This window comes from Fusicatenibacter saccharivorans (assembly GCF_027667425.1).
Classification (GTDB): domain Bacteria; phylum Bacillota; class Clostridia; order Lachnospirales; family Lachnospiraceae; genus Fusicatenibacter; species Fusicatenibacter saccharivorans.
Genome location: NZ_JAQEGR010000002.1, coordinates 132,609 through 152,596, shown reverse-complemented (window position 1 = coordinate 152,596; position 19,988 = coordinate 132,609). Strand labels below are relative to the sequence as shown.

Here is a 19,988-nt window from a genome sequence, read left to right as displayed (position 1 = left end):
CCCGTCTGCAGATCTTCTGAAACGGTCATCTTGAAACGGTAGCTTTCAGATTTTTTAAAGTGCCTGTTCGCCGTGCTCACCTGTCCGGATCCGCACTGCATCTTCGACATCGTAAACGAAAATTTTTCCATCGCCGTAGTTTCCGGTTGACAGGTTTTTTACAACAAAATCAACGATTTTCGGAACCTTGTCATCCTCCACAACGGTTTCCACTTTAACCTTCGGAAGCATTTTGGCCACGATTTCCGCTCCGCGGTACATCTGACGATATCCCTTCTGGTTTCCATATCCAAGGATATTCGTGATCATCATACCGTTTGCCTTCTGTTCCTCGAGGAGTAGCTCCAGATTTTCGAGACTCTCCGGACGAATTACAATTTCCAGCTTTTTCATGATTTTCCCTCCCTTTCCGAACCGGCTCCTGTACAAGCTTCCTACCTCCATTTACCGGCTCTGCTGCTTCTATATAGAAATCTGTTTTCTGACAGATTTTCTAACCTCTTCTTTCATGCCTGGACTGTTCCGCAGCTCTGCTGTTTTTACAATTGTTTTTATAGTTGTTTTTACAGTCGTTTTTTTGCAGCTGTTTTTTTGCAGCTGTTTTCACAATCCACTGTTTTTAATTAATCACACTCGTCGGCATTCCCTCCAGGTAAGACCGGAAGTTTTTCACCGCCAGATCGACTGCGCGGAGTCTTGCTGCCTTCGGCTGCCAGGCGATATGGGAAGTAATAAAGGTGTACGGCGACTGCATCAGCGGAATCTGATACTGCGGCGGCTCATTTGCGACAACATCGAGTCCTGCCATATAAACCTTTCTCGATTCCAGCGCCTCAAGAAGCGCCTCCTCATCGATGATGATGCCCCGCGCGGTGTTGATAATGATGACACCGTCCTTCATTTTGGCAAACGCTTCACGGTTCAGCAGATTTTCTGTTTCCTTTGTATGTGGACAGTGGATCGAGATTACATCCGACCGTTCGAAGATTTCTTCCATGCTGACCTGCTCGATGCCGTCATACTGCGGCCCCGCCTTTTTGTGACGGCTGTTTGCGATGACCTTCATGCCAAAGCCCTTTGCCATTCTTGCCGTCCAGAGGCCGATTGCGCCAAGTCCGATGATTCCCATCGTTTTCTGGTAGAGCTCAATCTGCGGCACGAACAGTTGATTGTAGCTTGCCTGCGGATTCGTTTCTTTTTCTTTCCAGTACCCTGTTTTGGTGTAATCGCTCTGTACCGTCACGTTATGACAGATGTTCATGAGCAGTGCCATCGCATACTGGGCAATGGTGACATCGCCGTAAATCGTATTCGTTATGGTCACGCCCCGGCGTCTTGTCATTTCCACATCGAAGTCTTCAAATCCATGTCCCAGCGTTGCGATATATTTCAGATTCGGATGCGCTTCAAAGAGCTTTTCGTTGATCACTCCTTTGTGGACCCAGATACCAAGTGCTGCGTCGGCGTTCCCGATCTGACTGCTGTAATCTTCGAAGGTGTACCTCTTTTTCTCCTGATGGATGATACGGAACTTTCCAATCTGCGGTACGGTCTGCAGCATTTTGTTCCACTCTGCTTCTATTTCTTCGTACGTCAGATCGATGGTTCCCGGGTCTCCCTGAAAAACGACTACCTCATAGTTTTCTTCTTTCATACGCCTCGCCTCCTGTTGTACTTCTGTCTTTTTATGTTCCGATTTCAAGATGGATTTCCAGTATGCCGACAAGTTAATTCTTCTGTTTTTATTCTGTAAGAATTTCCTTTTCCTGTTGCCTTACAACGGATTTATTTTCCCATTTATGACCGAGATACCGGACAATGCAAAATCCTGCACGGACTACCCAGTCGAGGGTCTGTGCAATCCAGACACCAAGGAGTCCCACATGGAGGGAAACACCGATCAGATACGCCAGTGCAATTCGAACGAACCACATGGACAGGATGCTGACCGTCATCGTAAACTTGGCATCGCCGGCAGAACGCATCGTATTCGGAAGGGTAAAGGCCAGCGGCCAGATCATCATACAGCAGATGCTGTGGTATCGAATCACAATCACTGCCATCCGGTAAGCGCCATCGGAAAGGTTATATGCTCCGGCGAACAGTGGTGCTGCTGCCAGAAGCAGGATATTCAGAATCCAAAGGAATGCGTAGGCTCCTGTGATCAGCTTCTTTGTATAGCTTCTCGCCTGCTTATAATCTCCCGCTCCGACACACTGGCCAACCACGGTTGTCATGGCAAGTCCCATCGCCGATCCCGGCATAAAAGCAAGCTGTTCCACGGTCATTGCACAGGCATTTGCTGCAATCGATGCTGTTCCAAATCCGGCAATCATGCTCTGGGTCAACAGCTTTCCGATCTGGAACATACTGTTTTCCAGTGCCTGCGGAACACCGATGGAAAAGATCTTTTTCATCATCTCCTTGTCCCATCCGGCCAGGAACCATTTCGTACAGTGGATCTCGTATTTTTCCTGATGCAGCAGTACAAGAATCACAATACTGGCAAAGGCTCTGGAAATCAAAGTGGAAAGTGCCACGCCTGCAACTCCCATGTCAAAGCCGAAAACAAAAACAGCATTTCCGATGATGTTCAGCGCATTCATCACGATGGAAGTAACCATTGAAATATTTGAGTTTCCCATAACCCGGAAAAGCGCTGCCCCCGCATTGTAGATGCCAAGGAACGGGAACGAAAGCGATGTAATGAAGAAGTATTCCACCGCATAGGCCATAACCTGCTCTTCCACCGATCCGTAGACCACACGGAGAATCCAGCGGTTTCCGAAAAAGGAAATGCCGCAGATGACAAGTGCAATCAGTCCGCAGATCATAACGAGCTGTTCGGCTGCGTGACACGCTGTTTTCTTATCCCCGCTTCCGAGGAACTGGGCTCCGACAACGGAACCGCCGCTTGCCATCGATGTGAAAATCACGATCAGCAGTACACAGATCGTATTGACAAGTGAGATTCCGGAAACAGCCGTTTCACCGGCTCCGGATACCATCACCATGTCTGCCATACCGACGGTAACGGCCAGCACCTGTTCCACAATCAAGGGAACGATCAGCCGGACCAGACGCTTTCGGTCAAATAAGACGTTTGTGTTTTCCATCGGACTTTCTCCTTTCCGGTTCTGCATTTTTTCTGTCCTGTTTCTGACAAAATCAAATTTGGTTTTCAGAAGCAGTCCCTGATACCTTTGATAACAAAAAACGACCTGGAAGTCTTCCTTCCAGATCGCCCCGTTGCGAACTTTTTACTGCCATTTGCAGGTATCCTTTGGATGGAAAAACGCGGCACAAAGCTTTCCCTTCGTACCGCGCCTTCGCGAATCCATTACTTATATGGAGTTTATCTTGAAAAACAGACAGATCATTTTCTGGTTTCCTGAGAGTGTTTTCCGGGAGAAATTTAAACCTGGGAGAAAGGGAAGAAATAAAAAAACGGAGAGATTCTTTTTTCAGAACCGCTCCGTTGCGTTGTCTTTATTTTGTTCCATTGCTCTGCTGTTTTTCAACATAGGCACATTCTAACGGAATTCCCGCTTTTTGTCAATCCTTAAATTTTTCGATGATTTCCGGTCTTTTGCGTCAGTTCTGTCAATTTTATACAATTTTGCCGATATTTTTTCAGTCATTTCTGAACATTTTTCTCATGAACCTTTGAAATTTCTTTGTTTTCTTTTAAAATCGCGGAAAAACTCCGGCAAAATTCTGTGAAAATTCAGAGCGAACGCCAGACTTTGCTTTCATCAAATATCCGCCACCTGTCCGGCGCCTGTTTGAAAAAGACTCCGGTATATCAGATCCAGTCAAAATCTCCGCCGGTAATCGCAAGACTTAAGAGTGCATCCATCTTTTCCACTTCCTCTTCGCCCTCAATTCTTTGCAGCAGCACTGCGGTATCCAGCACATCCTCCAAAGATTCACCAGGCCCGATTTCATAATCCACCTCCGCCTCGCAGTCCGGGCATGGGATTTTTTCCATCGTCTGAAGGGATAAAAAGCGGTTGCCGCATTTCTTGCATTCATAATAACCACATGTTTTGGTTCCGTCTGGTATGTAATACATAGATTCGTTTCCTCCTATCCATTTTCCGTTTCTTATTCTACCATACTTACCTTGCCAAAACCAGACATCTGAAAAAGAATCGTTTTTGCAAAAAACAACTCGTAAACACATGCGTACAAGTATTACACTGATTCTTGAAAGAAAAAGGACGCTGTATGCTCTCGTTTCTTTCGGGGCTGTAGCGTCTTTTCTGCTTTCACGGCTCGCGCAGACCGCAGGGCAGTCAAACAGATTTTTCAGCAGACATAGTTTAAGCCCGATCGATTTATTTTTTTCTCGACCGGGCTTTTAATGAATTTCCAGTAATTTCATTTTATACACCTGCTGCTTTCATTGATTTCGGGGTATTTCGTTATGTTCCTTTTGGACCGTACCTCCTGGATTTTTTTGTTTTTATTTTTTCCCTATGGGCCTCTGCCTTTCATTGGAATCATCTCCTTTAGGTTCTATATGTAAACTCTTCAGAGATTTTTTTGATGTTCAGATTAACTATGCCATTGGACTGTACCTCTTACTTTCTTAGATTTCGTCTTGATGTTTCTTTTTCGTTTTGATGTTTCTTTCTTGTTTTTATTTTTGTTCTCTTTTCTTTTGTTGATCTTATATTAACTCATCTTCTCCGTTTTGTCAATACTTTCTTTTAATTTATTTTACATTTTATTATTTTCAGAATATTATGACATCAAAATCGAAAGATCAGAAACCTGATGCAGTCTCACTTACAAAGAGGCGGCCGCAGGCTTTCGCAAAATTCAACCCCCGGCTTTTTTTGACCCACCGCAGGGCGATCCTGCTCCCTCCGGAACTCCACAGAATCTTCTTTCCAAAAGAGGAGAACGAAAGACTCCGCTGTCTTTGCCTTTCGCAAAGTCCAGCGGAGCATTTTTCCCATATTCTTTCTTCTCTTCTTAATTTCTTATTTGCAGAGTTCTTCGGCCAGTGCCTCGATCTCTTTTACGTTCTCTTCCTTCACAGCGGACATTACTTTTACATTATTCTCTGTCCAGGTGATATTTTTGCTCTTCTCAAACATGCCCTTCATCACTTTTGCTGCGGTCGGTGCCCAGCTTCCGTTTTCGATCAGACCGATGGTGCGGTTCTGGAAGCTGCGCTCTGTCAGACGGTTGATGAAATCCTGCATGAACGGGTAAATGCCTGCATTGTAGGTCAGGGTTGCGAGAACCAGCTTACTGTAACGGAAAGCATCCGCTACGGCAGCAGACATATCGTCTCTTGCCAGATCGTAAACAACGACCTTCGGGCAGCCTTTTTCTTTCAGCTTATCTGCAAGCAATTCGGCAGCTTTTTTTGTATTGCCGTAAACAGAAGTATAGGCAACCACAACACCTTCTTCTTCCGGGCGGTAGGAAGACCAGATATCGTATTTTTCAATGTAGTGGCCAAGATTTTCCGTCAGAACCGGACCGTGCAGGGAACAGATTTTCCGGATATCCAGCGTACCTGCTACTTTCAGGAGCTTCTGTACCTGCAAACCGTATTTTCCGACAATACCGATAAAATAACGGCGTGCTTCGTCATCCCATGGTTCCTCGCGGTCGAGTGCACCGAATTTTCCAAAACCGTCTGCTGCGAACAGAACCTTGTCCGTGCTGTCGTATGTAACCATAACCTCCGGCCAGTGTACCATCGGAGCGAACACGAAGGTCAGAACGTGTTTTCCGAGCGTAAGGAACTCACCGTCCTTTACTTCCAGTTTCCTTCCGGCGAGATCCATCTTTGGGAAAAAGTTTTTCATCATGGCAAAGGTTTTTGTGTTTGCAACAACGGTTGCTTCCGGATATGCTTTTACGAAGTTTTCAATATTCGCAGAGTGATCCGGCTCCATATGCTGTACGATCAGGTAATCCGGTTTTCTGCCATCCAGTGCTTTCGCAACATTTGCCAGCCATTCATCCGCAAAGTTTGCATCTACGGTATCCATAACTGCCGTTTTTTCATCGAGAATTACGTAAGAATTATATGCCATGCCGTTCGGCACTTTGTACTGACCTTCAAACAGGTCTACCTGATGATCGTTGACTCCCGCGTAGATAATATCCTCTGTAATTTTCATAAAAATCCATATCCTTTCCATCTTGTTTTTTCCTGCCCGGAACCTGCTCCGAACCGTATATTTTTATATTATCCTATGATGGAGGAAAAAGCAAGTAAAAATAGTAAAGATTACTATTTTTACTTGCTTTTCTCCGTTCACACACACGATATCCCTTTTCCACAGCTTGCAAATCATCACAATACTTCTATTTTACAGGCATGTTCTTTTGTTTCTTTATCATAACTGATTCCAACCGCCAGTCGCAAAAGCAAGTGCAGAAAGATTCCGAGCGTACATGCTGATACTATGAGTATAGTCTTTTTCTGTGGGAGGCGCAAGAATGGAATCCCGTTTCTCACTTCTTATTTATTTTCCGGGAAAACAATCTCTTTCTCTGGTACGCCTTCTGATTTGATGACGTAGCCGTCAACATCATCAAAATGAATCTTGTACTGATATTCGCTTTCACGTCCCTCTTTTGCGTCATCGGCATCAGCGTAATAGGTAAGGCGAATTTCGAAAGTATTTTTGTTTCCTTCGCGCCAGGACTCATCGCCGATCAGCCAGTCGTTTTCGAGGTTTTTGTTTCTTTTCAGCAGCACCTCGGCGTACTGCTGTGCGCCGCTCCAGATTCCTGTGTTTTTGTACCGGTTCTGCATGGTGTTCTGATACTGCCACAGTGTTACAAACATGATCGTCGCCATAATTGCCGTGAAAAGAACGGTTTTGTATTTCTTTTCTTTTTTCTGTCTCTGCCGGCGGATACATCGAATGGTTCCGATCATCATCATTACCAGAACAAACAGATACCACAGGGTCCAGAAGATCTGCTCTTTTCGTTCCAGACCGCCGGGAATGAATTCTGCCAGCTGATCGCCCCAGACGAAATTTACCAGGGATGCCAGAATGCCCATAGACAGAATGGATGCTGCCCCATAGACTTTCCGGCTTTCTTCATCATCGAGGTTCTGGAAGAAATACCACAGCGATACAAACGCTGCTGCCACCAGACCGCCTAGAATCAGGCCGCCGCCCACGTTTACGATCTTTGCCGCCCACGCTGCCGCTGCCACACCGATCACCAGAAATCCCGCGATCACGTTTGCGTTCCGGTCCTGTTTTTTCTGCTGCCTTGAAATGTCACCTGCGTTCTGCAGCATTTCGGCCACCTCCTTCTGAGTATACTGAATTTCCGGCACCGCCTTCTCCTGCCGTTCGGAGCGCATCAGTTCCAGCACAGAAATCCCAAGTGCCTGAGCCAGCGGCTCAATCGTCTGGATATCGGGAAAGCCAAGTCCCCGCTCCCACCGGCTGACGGCTTTATCCGTCACATGAATCTTTTCCGCAAGCTCTGCCTGCGTCATCTTTTTCTCTTTTCGCATTCCGGCAATAAACCGCCCGAACTCTTTCGCTTCCACGTCGTGTCCCTTCCTCCTGCTGTTCCCGCACCGTCTCATGTTGCCCAGCGGAGCGTTTTTACAGTCTCAGAATAGGCGAAAATAGGCTGTTTTGTCAATCTACGAATCCTTTACCTGCATTTTTACGCCAAAAAATCCCCGATTCAGCACAAAAGTGCCAAATCGGGGATCTTGTATTTTCCTGTATTTACAGCCCGATCATATTTGCAAACAATACGTTTGTGAGGTTCTTAAAATTTCATTATTTTCTGTGATTTCCGTGTCCATATTTTCTTGTGTTGTGGATTTTCCAGGCTATATTTCTATTCTCTGCATTTTTTAGTATCAAAATGGTATCACAGCGACTTCATTTCTCACTATAATATCTCTTATCTATTTGGTAAGTATCAATGCTCCTAAGAAAACAGCAATACTTAAAATAAAATCCTTTTTCACCAGAAAATTTTTATATTTCACTTCTAGCCAGAGATTCAGGACTGTCGCACATATAAGTATTGCACACCCTAACAGTATTTGCGCTATATTGCTGTTTACAACAAAAGCCATTATAATTCCTTCGCCACAAACAATTGTAATTGGTATCACCATAAACTGTTTCACAATTCGATTTTCCGATATAGGAATAAATAGACCATCTGTGGCTTTTTCAAGAATACTATCCAACTGTTGAACCATACTCCGTAAAGTCAATCGAAAAACGGCAAATATACTGCCTAACAACAACATATAACGTATTTCTTCTTGCTGTAAAAATGGCAGCGTCCAATAAAAAGGCATTTTATAAATTCCTAGACATATCGTAAACAAAATCATTCCCATTATTATCCAATTTCTGCCTAATCTATAAATAGATATTTGAGCTTTCCATATCAATGGAAAGTAGTATAAAAAATTGGATACTTTATTTTTTCTCTGTAAATATCTCACCATTTTTTCTTTTGCATATTGATCTAACAATACAGTATTATTAAAATTTTGAGCAATACGTACTTTTTCCAAAAATTGCATCTCATCTTCATACTTTAAAGCATTTATTTCCAAAACACCAAAATCATAAACTAGCATATACATCCATATTCCTATATCTATAATAATACACATAAAAAAATATTTAAGCGATATTACCAAGATTATACTAAATAACAGCCATATTCCAATATCTCTTCTTTGATTTGCATGATATATTTTCCATCTCATTAAATTAGTTGTATTTAATAACAAAAATATTATGAGTAATATAAATAGAAAATTTCTATTCAAATGGATTCCATTAATACAAGCTGAAAGAATGATTGAAAATATAATGTCCTTTAAGGTTAACCCTATATATTTTATTGATATCATTTGTCTTATCCTTTTCTCTTGAATGAAAAACAATGATGCCGGTTTTATTATAATTGCCGGTTTAACATTAATAAAACAAACGCCAAACGAGTATAATATCAAAAATCCAAATACCAGATAACATATTCGAAGATTACATGCATTTATTTTCCAAATTATTGGAAAAAAATTAATCACAATTTGATATCCAACAACAGCTGCCGCAACTACCAAAGACAATATAGGTATCAGCATATTTTCTATTAATCTTTTAGTTTCTCTAATCTTATTCACACATAACAGTTTTCTGTACTCCTGCATAATGCTCTCCCTCACCAATTAAGGACATATATATTTGTTCCAACGAAGTTTCCTTATTCATCTGCTGCTTTTGTAATATTTCTGTCTTTGTTCCTTGTTCGACTATTCTTCCATCATATAAAAAAATATATCTGTCACAAAAATCTTCAGCCAAACTTAGTAAATGTGTAGATATGAGTATCGTTTTATCTTGTTTCTTCAAATTTTTTAAAGTATTTTTGAATTTATATGTTTGTGCTGGATCCAACCCATTAAACGGTTCATCTGCCAGCAGCACATCGTATTGCCGCAACAATGCAAGTGCAATCATAAGTTTCTGCAACGTTCCTTTTGAAAGTGCTGATGGAATTTTGTTAAGGTGCTGATTAAGATTAAATTCTCGAATTAATGAATCAACTGTCACTGAGTTCTCAGGGTACAGTGCTTTAATAAACTGAAGATGCTCCCAAACAGTCAACTCTTCATAGTACACTGGAATATCTGGAATGAACGTCACAGGATTATTCTCTCTTTTAATAGAAAATATATCATTATCACCAATAATAATTTTACCATTATTGGGTTTCATTTTTTTTATCATGAGTTTTAGCATTGTTGATTTTCCTGCGCCATTAGGACCAATTAAACCTGTTATCTCTCCCTTATTCATTCCAAAATTAATATCATGTAATATTGGCTTCTTATCATAAGCAAAATTTACATTTTCTACATTTACATACATATCTCTCGCCTCCCTGTTTTTCTTATATATACACCTTAGAGGAAGTTTAAGGTCAAGAAAAAAAGAGAACATTTTCTATTTGTCCTCTTTTTCTCAAAAACATCTTCGCATTCTTATTTTGTTTCATTACACACTATAATCCGTAATATTGAAACAACCAAAATCAAACCCAAAACAAAAGTTATTACTTTAAACGGAACACTCATATATGTATTACATAATTCCAAATATAATTGCACGCACATAATGACAGCAATTACTCCCCCTACAATACAAACAATTAATTTAGAAATATCGAAAATTTTTTGTATCCTGTCCTGCCGTTTTATTCTCTCCAATTGGTAAATATATTCCTCTTTTCCTGATATCATTTTATCTAACATCTCTTCTGATAAATCAGTCACACTCATATCCATTTTTATCAACTCTTCGCATAAAAAATAATTCTGCCTAAGTCTATTTTCTTCTTCTTTAATTTTAAGCAAATGTGTATTTAAAACGCTGGTTAATGCTTCCTTTTCATATAATATTTTTCTAATATCTGAAACCGGAATATCTAACATCCTTAACATTTTTATACGATTTAACAAAAGAATATCTTCCTCTGTATATTCACGATATCCATTTACAGGATTTCTTTTCGGAATTAATAAATTTTCTTTCTCATAAAATCTGATATTATAACTTGTAATTCCAGTTCGTTTTTCAACATCTTTTATCTTCATTACAGCCTCTTTTATGTTTCGTATTTTTTTATTGCATACAATGTCCCTGACTGCTATAATTTACATCATGGGTGCTATCATAACGGTAGGCGGTTAGTCCTTCAGCAGAGGGACTGTGACCCTCTGATTACATAGAAACTCGAAAGAGAATCCACTGGAAAGGAGGGCTAAGCCATGAGTATTGTTGATTTTATAGCAGTAGTGAGCTTCGGCTTAACCTGCTTTGGTCTTGGATATACCTTTGGCAAGGATAATAATAAACCACAAAAATAGCCGCCCTGGTCTGGTAAACTAAGCGGCAATTTTTGTCAAAACATATATCGGACTAACCGTCTATCGGTAGCACTCTTTATCTATAATCATATTAGCACGCATGTGTGAAAATGTCAAAAATTTTTTATTCTATATAGCCCAAAACAAGCTAGCCCGTTACTGTTCGACTGTTGTATCTTCACTTTCCGTTTTTATAATGGCCTCTAGTTTTTTTATAAAATTTTGTGTATGCCCAGCCGCAATGTTCTTGCCTTTTTCTTTATATTCCTGCATTACAGAATTCAAATCATCTCTTAACTTTTTGAGTGATACCGTTGTGCCTTGCCCCTCAATCTCTGGTGAATTACTGTACTGTCCCCAAATCCCAACAAACCACCCTGAAAAATGATTTTTATCCATATTATCAGCATTCTTAAATGCATTAATTGTTGCTGCTTCCATCTCAAGAGAAAATTTATTGTATCTTTTATTACTCAGCTCTCTAAATGCAACATTCAAGTCTGAACTAATCAAATCAATATAGAGCTTTTGATTTTTTTCATAAATCCACACATTATTATCTCTAAATTCTTTTATAATCTGGTATGCTGACCATTCATCTTCTGTGAAATGTTCTTTACTGTCATCCCCAATCATTCTGTGAGAATGGCTGTCTTTTTCATCAGATTCAACTAAATATTTTATTTGCTTTCTAATACCCTCTCTCACTTTTTCCCAATCGATCGTAGGTAAATCAAAGTCATACATTCTAGAATAGCAACAATTATAAAGGAAAAGGATATACTCATCTAAAGATAAATTTCCTGCATATACTTCTATTAATAAATCTTTAAATCCTTCATCAATTATTTCTTCATCAACTTCAGGTAAATTATATGTTCTAAGAATTTCAAGTGGGGTAGCCGCTTTCTCTTTTTTCAAAAACAACTGTATCTCTTTCGAAATAACATCCTCATTCCACTCCCCTTGAATAACCCACTTTGAGAATCCATCCACTATAAAATTATCGTCAAACAATTCGGGATAAAGTTTTTCTACATTAAGATACCAAAACAAATGTCCGTATCTTGTAATTTCCTGAAGCAATCCTGCTTTATTCGTCATCATAAGACATGTAAAGGAAAGAAGCCAATTACTACAGTCTTGAATGTCCTCTTTGACCAACTTATTATATACACGTTCAAAGTCTTGAATAGCACATTTAAAACTTCGTATATTATGTGGTCTTTGTGCTAACAGTTTTCGAAGTTCTTCCTCTTCTTTTTGACATTCTTCTCTTTCCTTGTTACTACCAAGTTTGTAATTTTTAGCCTTATACTGTTCAATGATTGCGTTATCATTAAAATCACCTGACAAAATTTTAACTAATAATTTCTCATTTTTTCTGAGAAGCCCTTTATATTCTATACCACAAGACATTAATTCTATAGAATTAGAAACTACTTCTTCATAGTCAGGAACAAATGGAATAACTCTTTGCACTATTTTTTCTTTAATTTCACGATATGATAATTCATTATCTGATCTATCTTTTATTTTTTCTTCATTTGCAACAATAATCGTATTAAAGCCCTGATTTTCACAATAATCATTAATGCATCCCAGAAGATCTGTACAAGAAATATTAGTTCTCTCTAAATCATCAAAAACAAGTATAACTTTTTTTTCAAACATTCTATTACTTATAGGCATAAAATTAATCAAGTCCATAATAGAAGAAACTACTTCTCCTTTTTTTTGCCAATTTTCAGGCAACCTATCCTTGATTGTGTCAAATATTCTTCTACAAGAATCTGCTACTCTTGAAACCTTTGTTCCATTCAGACTATCAAATTCGCTTGCTTTCTCCAACCATTTTTTCTTTACCTCAACTCTTAATTTATCTAAAGAGTCTATACCAAATAAACTAATACATACAAAAACATATGTATCTTTCACTGATGGGATAAATTTGGTTTTAATAAGATATGTTTTACCACATCCCCACTCTCCAGACAACATTAGTGCACCAACCGGATTATTTATATCACAATAATTTTTTAATTCTTCAATAAGATTCATTCTTTCCTCCGAATACCAAAATGTTTCTTAATTATCATATTATCTAAACAAATTCATTCTATTGAAAATTTTTCATCCCCACATTGTTAATAAATATTACCCTATACCAAACTCTTTAATTTTATCAGTCTATATCCCAAATTTCGAACTTGCCTTCACCTTATTTTACCATAGTGCTTTCTAAAGTGCTATTCTAATAGATACAAAAGTGTAAATGAGCGATCTTATCGACCGCCCTTCACAACTTACACATATACCATATTTTTCAATACAATTTCTTCTGCACTGGCTTTTATATTATTCATTAACCTAACCCACTTCATCTGATCCTGTACCTTTAATTCCTCAGTTACACCTTGTCTTTCTACCATCTGTCCCATAAGCATTTCCATCTGTTTTCTGGATTCTTGATCAATCTGATTCAGATGTTCATTCAGCTTTCCAGTCAATAACAAATACTGATACCTTGCTGATCTGTGTTCTTTTAAGAACTGCTTTCGTAACATTCCATATTTTCCATATGTCGGTTCTTCTTCTCTTAAAACCAGATCCGGCAAATAGTAATCTCCATGCAACGTATAGCTCATTCCATTTTTCTCATCATAAATTTGTTTTTTCATAGTCTAAATCTCCAATCCTTTGTATTTTGTTTTATTTTTCTTACGTTGTTGGTTTTCAATCTGACTCTTTTGAGTCGCCCATTCCAACTGTTTCAGAACGCTTCCCTTTGGCATTTGCTCCATTCGCCGTTTTTCTTCCAGTGCCCTTTGTTCTTTAATGTCCTGCTGCACCACATCCTCTACAGTTTCCATTCCCAGAATACGCACCACTCTGTCATATCTGTCCGAAGTCTCTTGTAAACGTTGATTATCATTTGATAATTTTCCATTTTCCTTACGTACATCGTCTAACTGTTTCTGGATATTATCACATTCCTCAACAGATTTTTGATATTTATTTTTCCAGCTTTCTACCATTTTGTTAAGTTCTACAACCTTTCCAGCTAATGCAGCAATCTGATTCTTCATCTTGATAAACAATGGCTTGATTTTATTCTCCCTGTAAGGTACTGCACGTTCAAATGTTCCTGCCTCCGGTAAAAACGTCTTAATCATTCCATATTCTTTTATTTCCTTACTGGCATTATCCATGATTGGTTGTAGCACATTCCGACGATCTTCCAGACTTTTTAGTTCTTTTTCTGCGTCCTCTGCCCTTTGTTCTGCTTCTTGCTTCTCCCTAATTGCCTGTTCCTTATCGTCTTTTAAAATCTGAATATCTGCTCTGGATTCCGCAATTTGTGCTGTCAGTTCTTCGTTTTCTGCAGTTAGATACTCTTTCTCCTGCTCTAATTTCTGTACTTCCTTTTTCCGTTCTTTTTTCTTGAAGTTATAGACATCCAGATGTTCCTCATGACTGCCTTTCTGTTCCCATTCAATACCATGCTCTTTTGCAATCCCTGCCAGAACTTCTTTTTCATGGTTCATCCACTGGTTTAACTCAGTATCATGCTTATTCCCACCTTGAAATCCAAGACTTTTTAATGCCTGTTTCAGCGAAACTCTGGTGTCCATTCCTTTTCCTTTCCAATCAGTTACATAAGGAATAAAATCAATATGTAGATGTGGCGTAGCTTCATCCTGATGTAGATAACAACCAAATACCCGTAGCGTTGGATTCCGTTTCTGGAAGTCCTTTACATACTCATCCAGTACTTTTACAGCCTGACCTCCTTCTGCTGTTCCGACAGCCATATCTTCTCGATTTCCAATCTGGAAAATCACTTCATGGAACAATTTTTCCTGTTTGCCCTGCCGGATTTTTTCATAGTAATTTGTAATCTGTCGATCTTTTCTTTTCCCGATATTATATCGTTCTACAGCTTCATCAAACAGTTCTTTATCCATGTCTGCTTTCGCTGTTCTTTTATACTCCGCTTCAAAATTTAATGCTTCTTTCTTAGTGCGGAATCCTCTTTTTACTTTTCGCTTTTTGGCTCCTGTCCAGTCCTCATAATAAAATGAAACATACCAGGTTCCTCTTTCTTCATCTTTGTATGCTGCCATACTTTCTCACCCCCTTACATTGCAATCTGGGAATATCCATAAAATTTCTTTTCCCAGAATGCCCTCGGTATCTTGCCCGAAACGGTTACATATCCCTGATCTGCAAGCTCTTTGTTCAGTTTGCGAAGCAGTTTGTAAGCATATCCAAGTGAAATCCCCATGCTCTCTGCAACTTCTTCCGCTGTAATCATATAGTTCTGTCTCTACATATCATTTTCTCCTTATCTATAATTATCATTTTCACTGATACTATATCATTTTAAATAATCATTGTCAATAATTTTTATCTGTATGAATGATATTTTTCTATATTGTTGATTTTTATCATTTGTGATATACTAATCATAGCTTTTAAGGAGGTGGATAATATGCAGGAATCATCTATTTCAGAAAAAATAAAAGAGCTGCGAACTGATCTGAAGATGAATCAGAAAAACTTTTCCGCAGCTATCGGTATACGTCAGTCAACTTTATCCAGTTATGAAAATGGTGTGGTTACTCCCTCCAATGATGTGTTATTGACTATTGCTCAGAAATTTCATGTCTCACTGGACTGGTTATTTGGATTATCTGAAAATAAAGTACAGATTTCTACTCTCAGCGATATTATTTGGGTTTTATTGCAGATGAATGAATCCAATGAACTCCGGTATGAACTGGATATAAATAATAAATTTCCCGGTGATATAGAAACAGAAACACAGAAATGGTATGCCGGACTTCGCTTTTATGGAAATGATCCGGAACACTCTTTAAATGCAGATATGTGTAATTTTCTTGCCGATCTGCAGGAGAACAGAGAAAGCCTGGAATCTTATTTCACAGGTAAAGATATGTTTGATATGTGGAAGAAACAGACGTTGGAATACTACACTTCCAAACCCGTCACCCATAAAGAAATTGAAGAACTGGATTTTGAAACCCGAATCCGTAAACGAGATGAACTTTTAGCACAGAAATTTTCCAATAACGAACAGAAATAGTATCATAACAGTATCACAGGCATATATGCGAAGATTTTCAGTTTCTTCCCATACCTGCCTGTTTTTAATATATTCGCTATTCTTTACAGCCTTATTTTAAACTTTTTACTCAACAGAAAAACCCCGGAAACCTTACGGTTCCGGGGTATCTTACGTTTGGACACAATGTACCTTGCGGTACTCAATATATATAATTAAGATGTTATGCTATAATTATTCGATAACTGTAGCAACACGTCCTGATCCTACAGTACGTCCACCTTCACGATCAGCGGAATGGCAATGATGGTTCTCTCCAGAAAGATCACCAGCAGTTTCCAGAAATTCAACGGAATTTCACTTATAAATGCCGGGGCGGGAACTTTTTGTTAAAAATATCGGAATCTGCCGAATTCTGCGATTCCCCCTGCTTCTTTCGTTGCATAGGCAAACAGTCCAACTCTGCATCCTGTGAAATGATCCATTTTGAAATAGAGCTGATGCCATGGTCCGATCTGTTTCCATTTTTCATCGCTCCAATATAAAAACCGGACTTTATCGTGCTGGTTCTGGAAATCCGCTTCCATCCGGATTCTTATTTTCGATGATTCAACCGCCACTGCTTCCCATTCGTTTTCTTCACTGTTGCCCTGATTTCCTTCCAGGCTGTCATTTTCCGCTTCGAGAGATCTCATAACCAGAAACATCCGTCCATCACGCTTTGTAACTGCCGCCATGCCGTAACATCCCTGTAATGCACACATACCTGCATAATCTCCGTCCTTCAGTCTTTCCGCATCAACGGTTACTTCTGTTATGCACATCGGAAACTTCATCCTCTGGGTGATCGTATTTACTGCCTGCGTGACATTTTTGCACTGCTTTTTACAGCTCATTCGGAGGCACCCTTTTTCTGCATCATTCTCAATCCAGGAAAGTTCCGGTTCGTGATTGAACTGCCAGCAGCTCTTCCATCCAAACGTTCCAAACAGCCGTTTCTGGTCCGGATTCCATTCTGAAAAATCATCACTCTCCACAAGCGAATGATACTGTTCCTCCGGTCTTGTGCTTTTTGTTTCCACTTCACAGAGTGCCCTTCCCGAATCACCCAATACCGGATAATTTTCTTTTATGATCTGCTCTTTTTGTTCGCCCGGCGCCGGCATATAGGTAACTCTGACATTTTTCTCCCATTTTACTGGCACAAGAACCGGGATTCTGCCGACAGCACCTCTGTCCTGGAAAAGTACGGCGTACCATTTATGATCCGGCGTATCCACAATTCCTCCCTGCGCAACGCCCTGGCCGCAATACCCCATGGTATCACACAACACATCTCCGCCTCTAAATTCTCCCGTCAGGCTGTCTGATACATAGCATGCCTGCGTCCGCATCCACCTGTCCGGAAGGGAATGAATCAGGAATAAATAATACATTCCATTGATTTTATAAAAATGACTTCCTTCAAAACCAAGCCCCGGATTCCGACTATCACTGACCAGAATCCGATCCAGTCCGCCTTCCTTTGGACCGCCCAGATCTTTTTTCAATTCCTGCAGACGAACATTTCTATTGCCGGAAACAATATAAACATGATCATCCTCAAACAAAAGTGAGCAGTCATGATAAAAGCCTTCTATGATGCGTTTTTCCCATGGTCCTTCGATATCATCAGCAGTATAAAGGTATGTTTTTCCGGTATCATTCGCCACAAAGCAAATATAATACATCCCTTTATGGTATCGGAGCGATGCGGCCCACATGCCTTTTCCATAGCAGTTTTTCTCACCAACAAGCCTCTGTTCCTCTGTGCTGTCCAGTCTTTCATACACATAGCTCAGATGTTCCCAGTGAATGAGGTCATACGACCGCAGAATCTCACACCCCGGCATAAAGTGCATTGTAGTGCTTACCATGTAATACGTATCATCTACCCGGATGACATCTGGATCCGGATAATCCAGTTCTGTAATTGGATTTTTTCCTGCTATCTTCATATGCTCTCTCCTCATATAATATTTCAGGGTCATGCCAAAACAGCATGACCCTGGATAAAATGCAGTATCTTTATTCTTTTACTCCGCCAAGAGTAAGCCCGGCAACAAAGTATTTCTGTAAAAATGGATAAATACAAATAATTGGAAGCATGGTAATAATGGTTGCTGCTGCACGGACCGACGTCGGTGTGACCGAACCGGCTGCATTTTTCATTGCTTCCACAGAGGTTCCCTGATTCGTAACCGATGATAAGAGTTTCATAAGCTCATACTGAAGGGTCGTCAGATTGCTGTTCATTCTGTTGTACAGCATCGCATCAAACCAGGAGTTCCACTGTCCTACCGCCACAAATAATGCTACGGTTGCATATACCGGCTTACAGAGCGGTGAATAAATCTTCAGAAAAATCGTGGTATATCCTGCACCGTCAAGCTGCGCGGACTCTTCCAGACTGTCGGAAATTCCGTTCATATAGGTACGGATTACCAGCATATTGAACGCACTGACCATTCCAGGAATTACATATACCCCGAAACTGTTTGTCAGGCCAAGTTGTTTGTACAGCAGGAATGTAGGAATCATTCCACCGTTGACATACATGGTGATAACCCAGAATAAGGATAATTCTTTTTTAAACAGAAAGCGTTTTCTGCTTACAATAAACGCCAGGATTGCATTTGCTACCAGTGCCAGCAGCGTTCCGATGATGGTTCGCGCCACTGTGATATATGCGCCCGTGATCAGGTTATCCTTCTGAAGAACGGTGATATAGTTTTTCCATGTGAATTTTCTTGGCAGCAGATAAATTCCTCCGCGAAGGGCATCTGTACCATCGTTTAATGATATTGCCAGTGTATTTAATACCGGATACAGTGTAATGACTATAAACAGTACCATGATAATACCATTTATTATCGGAAACAGATCCAATTTTCCGGTCTTTTTTCCAGTTTTTTTTGCCATGATGAACCTCCTTAGAACAATCGCTCTTCGCCATTGCGTTTTGCAATCTGGTTTGCGATCATAATCAGTATAATGCTGACTGCACTCTTGAAAATACCTGCTGCCGTACCGATTGCATAATCGCCCTGGCTGATACCCCATTTCAATACGTAGATATCAATGGTCTGTGATACTCTCTGTACCAGGCCGTTTCCTAAAAGATACTGAATTTCAAATCCGGCATTCAAAACGTTGCCTACGTTCATCAGGAGAAGAATCATAATGGTCGGTTTGATTCCAGGAAGTGTCACGTACTTAATTTTATTCCACCTTCCGGCGCCGTCTATGGATGCCGCCTCATATAAAGATGGATCAATTGCTGTGATTGCTGCCAGATAAATAATGGCATTCCAGCCGGTTTCCTTCCACACATTTGCAAAAGCAACAATAGGCCAGAAGTAGCTCGTATGTGCAAAAAAGTTAATTGGCTGTTTGATGATATGCAGATTCACCAGAACTTCATTTACAATACCAGTTCCGGAAAGCATATCATGCAGAATACCGGTTACAATAATCCACGAAAGGAAATGCGGCAGATAGGAAATGGTCTGAACCACTTTTTTTCCTATATGGCTTCTGATTTCATTTAATAAAATTGCAAACGCAATTGCCGTTACGAAAGTTACAACAAGATTGATAACTCCCATTGCCAGAGTATTCCGGATAACACGGATAAACGTCATATCTGAGAACAGTGTCCGGAATTTTTCTAATCCTACAAACTCTGAATGCAGGATTCCTAGTTTCGGTTTGTAGTTCTGAAATGCCATTGCCCAGCCAGCAAGCGGAAGGTAATAGAAAATCACACCATATGCTACGATAATTGCTGCCCAGAAAAGCAGGACTTTCTGTCTTTTGATTTCTTTCCATGTGATTTTTGTTCTGGGCTCTTTTGTTTTTGATTTTGTTCTCGCTAAAGACATGACCTCACTCCTTAAAAAAACGGGCAGATGAAATTTTTCACATCTGCCCGCTTCAAAATTTCAT

16 protein-coding genes and 1 pseudogene are annotated in these 19,988 nt (G+C 40.0%); 1 reads left to right on the top strand and 16 read right to left on the bottom strand.

What is annotated here, in order from left to right; translation table 11 throughout:
- Window positions 1-54: 54 nt before the first annotated feature.
- The 13 genes and pseudogenes from PGS38_RS02805 to PGS38_RS02745 form a co-directional block, all read right to left on the bottom strand.
- Window positions 55-393, bottom strand: coding sequence for a P-II family nitrogen regulator (locus PGS38_RS02805; protein WP_055221847.1), 339 nt, complete (start codon window positions 391-393; stop codon window positions 55-57).
- 226 nt (window positions 394-619) lie between these two features.
- A complete protein-coding gene (locus PGS38_RS02800; protein ID WP_118640587.1) occupies window positions 620-1,654 on the bottom strand; it encodes a 2-hydroxyacid dehydrogenase in 1,035 nt (344 codons plus the stop codon).
- Between the two features lie 88 nt (window positions 1,655-1,742).
- Window positions 1,743-3,116 carry an MATE family efflux transporter gene (locus PGS38_RS02795; protein ID WP_118640592.1) on the bottom strand — a complete coding sequence of 458 codons (1,374 nt, stop codon included), beginning with the start codon at window positions 3,114-3,116 and terminating at the stop codon, window positions 1,743-1,745.
- A 689-nt stretch (window positions 3,117-3,805) separates the two neighbouring features.
- The gene (locus PGS38_RS02790) at window positions 3,806-4,075 is read right to left on the bottom strand and encodes an FmdB family zinc ribbon protein (RefSeq protein ID WP_118640588.1); all 270 of its coding nucleotides are present in this window, start codon (window positions 4,073-4,075) and stop codon (window positions 3,806-3,808) included.
- 919 nt (window positions 4,076-4,994) lie between these two features.
- Window positions 4,995-6,149, bottom strand: a pseudogene (locus PGS38_RS02785) (FprA family A-type flavoprotein); the annotation flags it as partial.
- 344 nt (window positions 6,150-6,493) lie between these two features.
- Window positions 6,494-7,549, bottom strand: coding sequence for a helix-turn-helix domain-containing protein (locus tag PGS38_RS02780; protein ID WP_270475879.1), 1,056 nt, complete (start codon window positions 7,547-7,549; stop codon window positions 6,494-6,496).
- 372 nt (window positions 7,550-7,921) lie between these two features.
- Complete coding sequence (locus PGS38_RS02775) at window positions 7,922-9,193, bottom strand: hypothetical protein (protein WP_118640589.1); 1,272 nt, start codon at window positions 9,191-9,193, stop codon at window positions 7,922-7,924.
- Window positions 9,159-9,914, bottom strand: coding sequence for an ABC transporter ATP-binding protein (locus tag PGS38_RS02770; protein ID WP_025580143.1), 756 nt, complete (start codon window positions 9,912-9,914; stop codon window positions 9,159-9,161). The genes PGS38_RS02775 and PGS38_RS02770 overlap by 35 nt, the downstream gene beginning before the upstream one ends.
- Window positions 9,915-10,027: 113 nt before the next feature.
- Entirely contained in the window at window positions 10,028-10,639 is a 612-nt protein-coding gene (locus PGS38_RS02765) for a MerR family transcriptional regulator (RefSeq protein ID WP_118640722.1), read from the bottom strand.
- Between the two features lie 429 nt (window positions 10,640-11,068).
- Window positions 11,069-12,973 (bottom strand): P-loop NTPase fold protein, encoded by a 1,905-nt coding sequence (locus tag PGS38_RS02760; protein WP_118640720.1) that lies wholly within the window; start codon window positions 12,971-12,973, stop codon window positions 11,069-11,071.
- A gap of 245 nt (window positions 12,974-13,218) precedes the next feature.
- Window positions 13,219-13,593, bottom strand: a complete 375-nt coding sequence (locus PGS38_RS02755; protein WP_055201005.1) for a TnpV protein — start codon at window positions 13,591-13,593, stop codon at window positions 13,219-13,221.
- Window positions 13,594-13,596: 3 nt separating this feature from the next.
- Window positions 13,597-15,039, bottom strand: coding sequence for a plasmid recombination protein (locus PGS38_RS02750; protein ID WP_118640718.1), 1,443 nt, complete (start codon window positions 15,037-15,039; stop codon window positions 13,597-13,599).
- Window positions 15,040-15,053: 14 nt separating this feature from the next.
- A complete protein-coding gene (locus PGS38_RS02745; protein ID WP_118640716.1) occupies window positions 15,054-15,230 on the bottom strand; it encodes a helix-turn-helix domain-containing protein in 177 nt (58 codons plus the stop codon).
- 177 nt (window positions 15,231-15,407) lie between these two features.
- Here PGS38_RS02745 and PGS38_RS02740 point away from each other — a divergent pair, with 177 nt between their 5' ends.
- Window positions 15,408-16,022 (top strand): helix-turn-helix domain-containing protein, encoded by a 615-nt coding sequence (locus PGS38_RS02740; protein ID WP_243008134.1) that lies wholly within the window; start codon window positions 15,408-15,410, stop codon window positions 16,020-16,022.
- A gap of 368 nt (window positions 16,023-16,390) precedes the next feature.
- Here the strand turns inward: PGS38_RS02740 and PGS38_RS02735 are convergent, their stop codons facing one another.
- The 3 genes from PGS38_RS02735 to PGS38_RS02725 all read right to left on the bottom strand — a co-directional run bounded on the left by PGS38_RS02735 (window position 16,391) and on the right by PGS38_RS02725 (window position 19,924).
- Window positions 16,391-17,998, bottom strand: a complete 1,608-nt coding sequence (locus PGS38_RS02735) for a glycoside hydrolase family 43 protein (RefSeq protein ID WP_118595819.1) — start codon at window positions 17,996-17,998, stop codon at window positions 16,391-16,393.
- A 70-nt stretch (window positions 17,999-18,068) separates the two neighbouring features.
- A complete protein-coding gene (locus PGS38_RS02730) occupies window positions 18,069-18,962 on the bottom strand; it encodes a carbohydrate ABC transporter permease (protein WP_118595818.1) in 894 nt (297 codons plus the stop codon).
- A gap of 11 nt (window positions 18,963-18,973) precedes the next feature.
- Window positions 18,974-19,924: an ABC transporter permease gene (locus PGS38_RS02725; protein ID WP_118595817.1), complete on the bottom strand. Its 951-nt coding sequence runs from the start codon at window positions 19,922-19,924 to the stop codon at window positions 18,974-18,976.
- Window positions 19,925-19,988: the final 64 nt, after the last annotated feature.

What these genes read in the sequence shown, in the direction of transcription:
- PGS38_RS02805 (WP_055221847.1), bottom strand. Translation starts at nt 393, where the DNA reads ATGAAAAAGCTGGAAATTGTAATTCGTCCGGAGAGTCTCGAAAATCTG.
- PGS38_RS02800 (WP_118640587.1), bottom strand. Translation starts at nt 1,654, where the DNA reads ATGAAAGAAGAAAACTATGAGGTAGTCGTTTTTCAGGGAGACCCGGGA.
- PGS38_RS02795 (WP_118640592.1), bottom strand. Translation starts at nt 3,116, where the DNA reads ATGGAAAACACAAACGTCTTATTTGACCGAAAGCGTCTGGTCCGGCTG.
- PGS38_RS02790 (WP_118640588.1), bottom strand. Translation starts at nt 4,075, where the DNA reads ATGTATTACATACCAGACGGAACCAAAACATGTGGTTATTATGAATGC.
- PGS38_RS02775 (WP_118640589.1), bottom strand. Translation starts at nt 9,193, where the DNA reads ATGCAGGAGTACAGAAAACTGTTATGTGTGAATAAGATTAGAGAAACT.
- PGS38_RS02770 (WP_025580143.1), bottom strand. Translation starts at nt 9,914, where the DNA reads ATGTATGTAAATGTAGAAAATGTAAATTTTGCTTATGATAAGAAGCCA.
- PGS38_RS02765 (WP_118640722.1), bottom strand. Translation starts at nt 10,639, where the DNA reads ATGAAGATAAAAGATGTTGAAAAACGAACTGGAATTACAAGTTATAAT.
- PGS38_RS02760 (WP_118640720.1), bottom strand. Translation starts at nt 12,973, where the DNA reads ATGAATCTTATTGAAGAATTAAAAAATTATTGTGATATAAATAATCCG.
- PGS38_RS02755 (WP_055201005.1), bottom strand. Translation starts at nt 13,593, where the DNA reads ATGAAAAAACAAATTTATGATGAGAAAAATGGAATGAGCTATACGTTG.
- PGS38_RS02750 (WP_118640718.1), bottom strand. Translation starts at nt 15,039, where the DNA reads ATGGCAGCATACAAAGATGAAGAAAGAGGAACCTGGTATGTTTCATTT.
- PGS38_RS02745 (WP_118640716.1), bottom strand. Translation starts at nt 15,230, where the DNA reads ATGATTACAGCGGAAGAAGTTGCAGAGAGCATGGGGATTTCACTTGGA.
- PGS38_RS02740 (WP_243008134.1), top strand. Translation starts at nt 15,408, where the DNA reads ATGCAGGAATCATCTATTTCAGAAAAAATAAAAGAGCTGCGAACTGAT.
- PGS38_RS02735 (WP_118595819.1), bottom strand. Translation starts at nt 17,998, where the DNA reads ATGAAGATAGCAGGAAAAAATCCAATTACAGAACTGGATTATCCGGAT.
- PGS38_RS02730 (WP_118595818.1), bottom strand. Translation starts at nt 18,962, where the DNA reads ATGGCAAAAAAAACTGGAAAAAAGACCGGAAAATTGGATCTGTTTCCG.
- PGS38_RS02725 (WP_118595817.1), bottom strand. Translation starts at nt 19,924, where the DNA reads ATGTCTTTAGCGAGAACAAAATCAAAAACAAAAGAGCCCAGAACAAAA.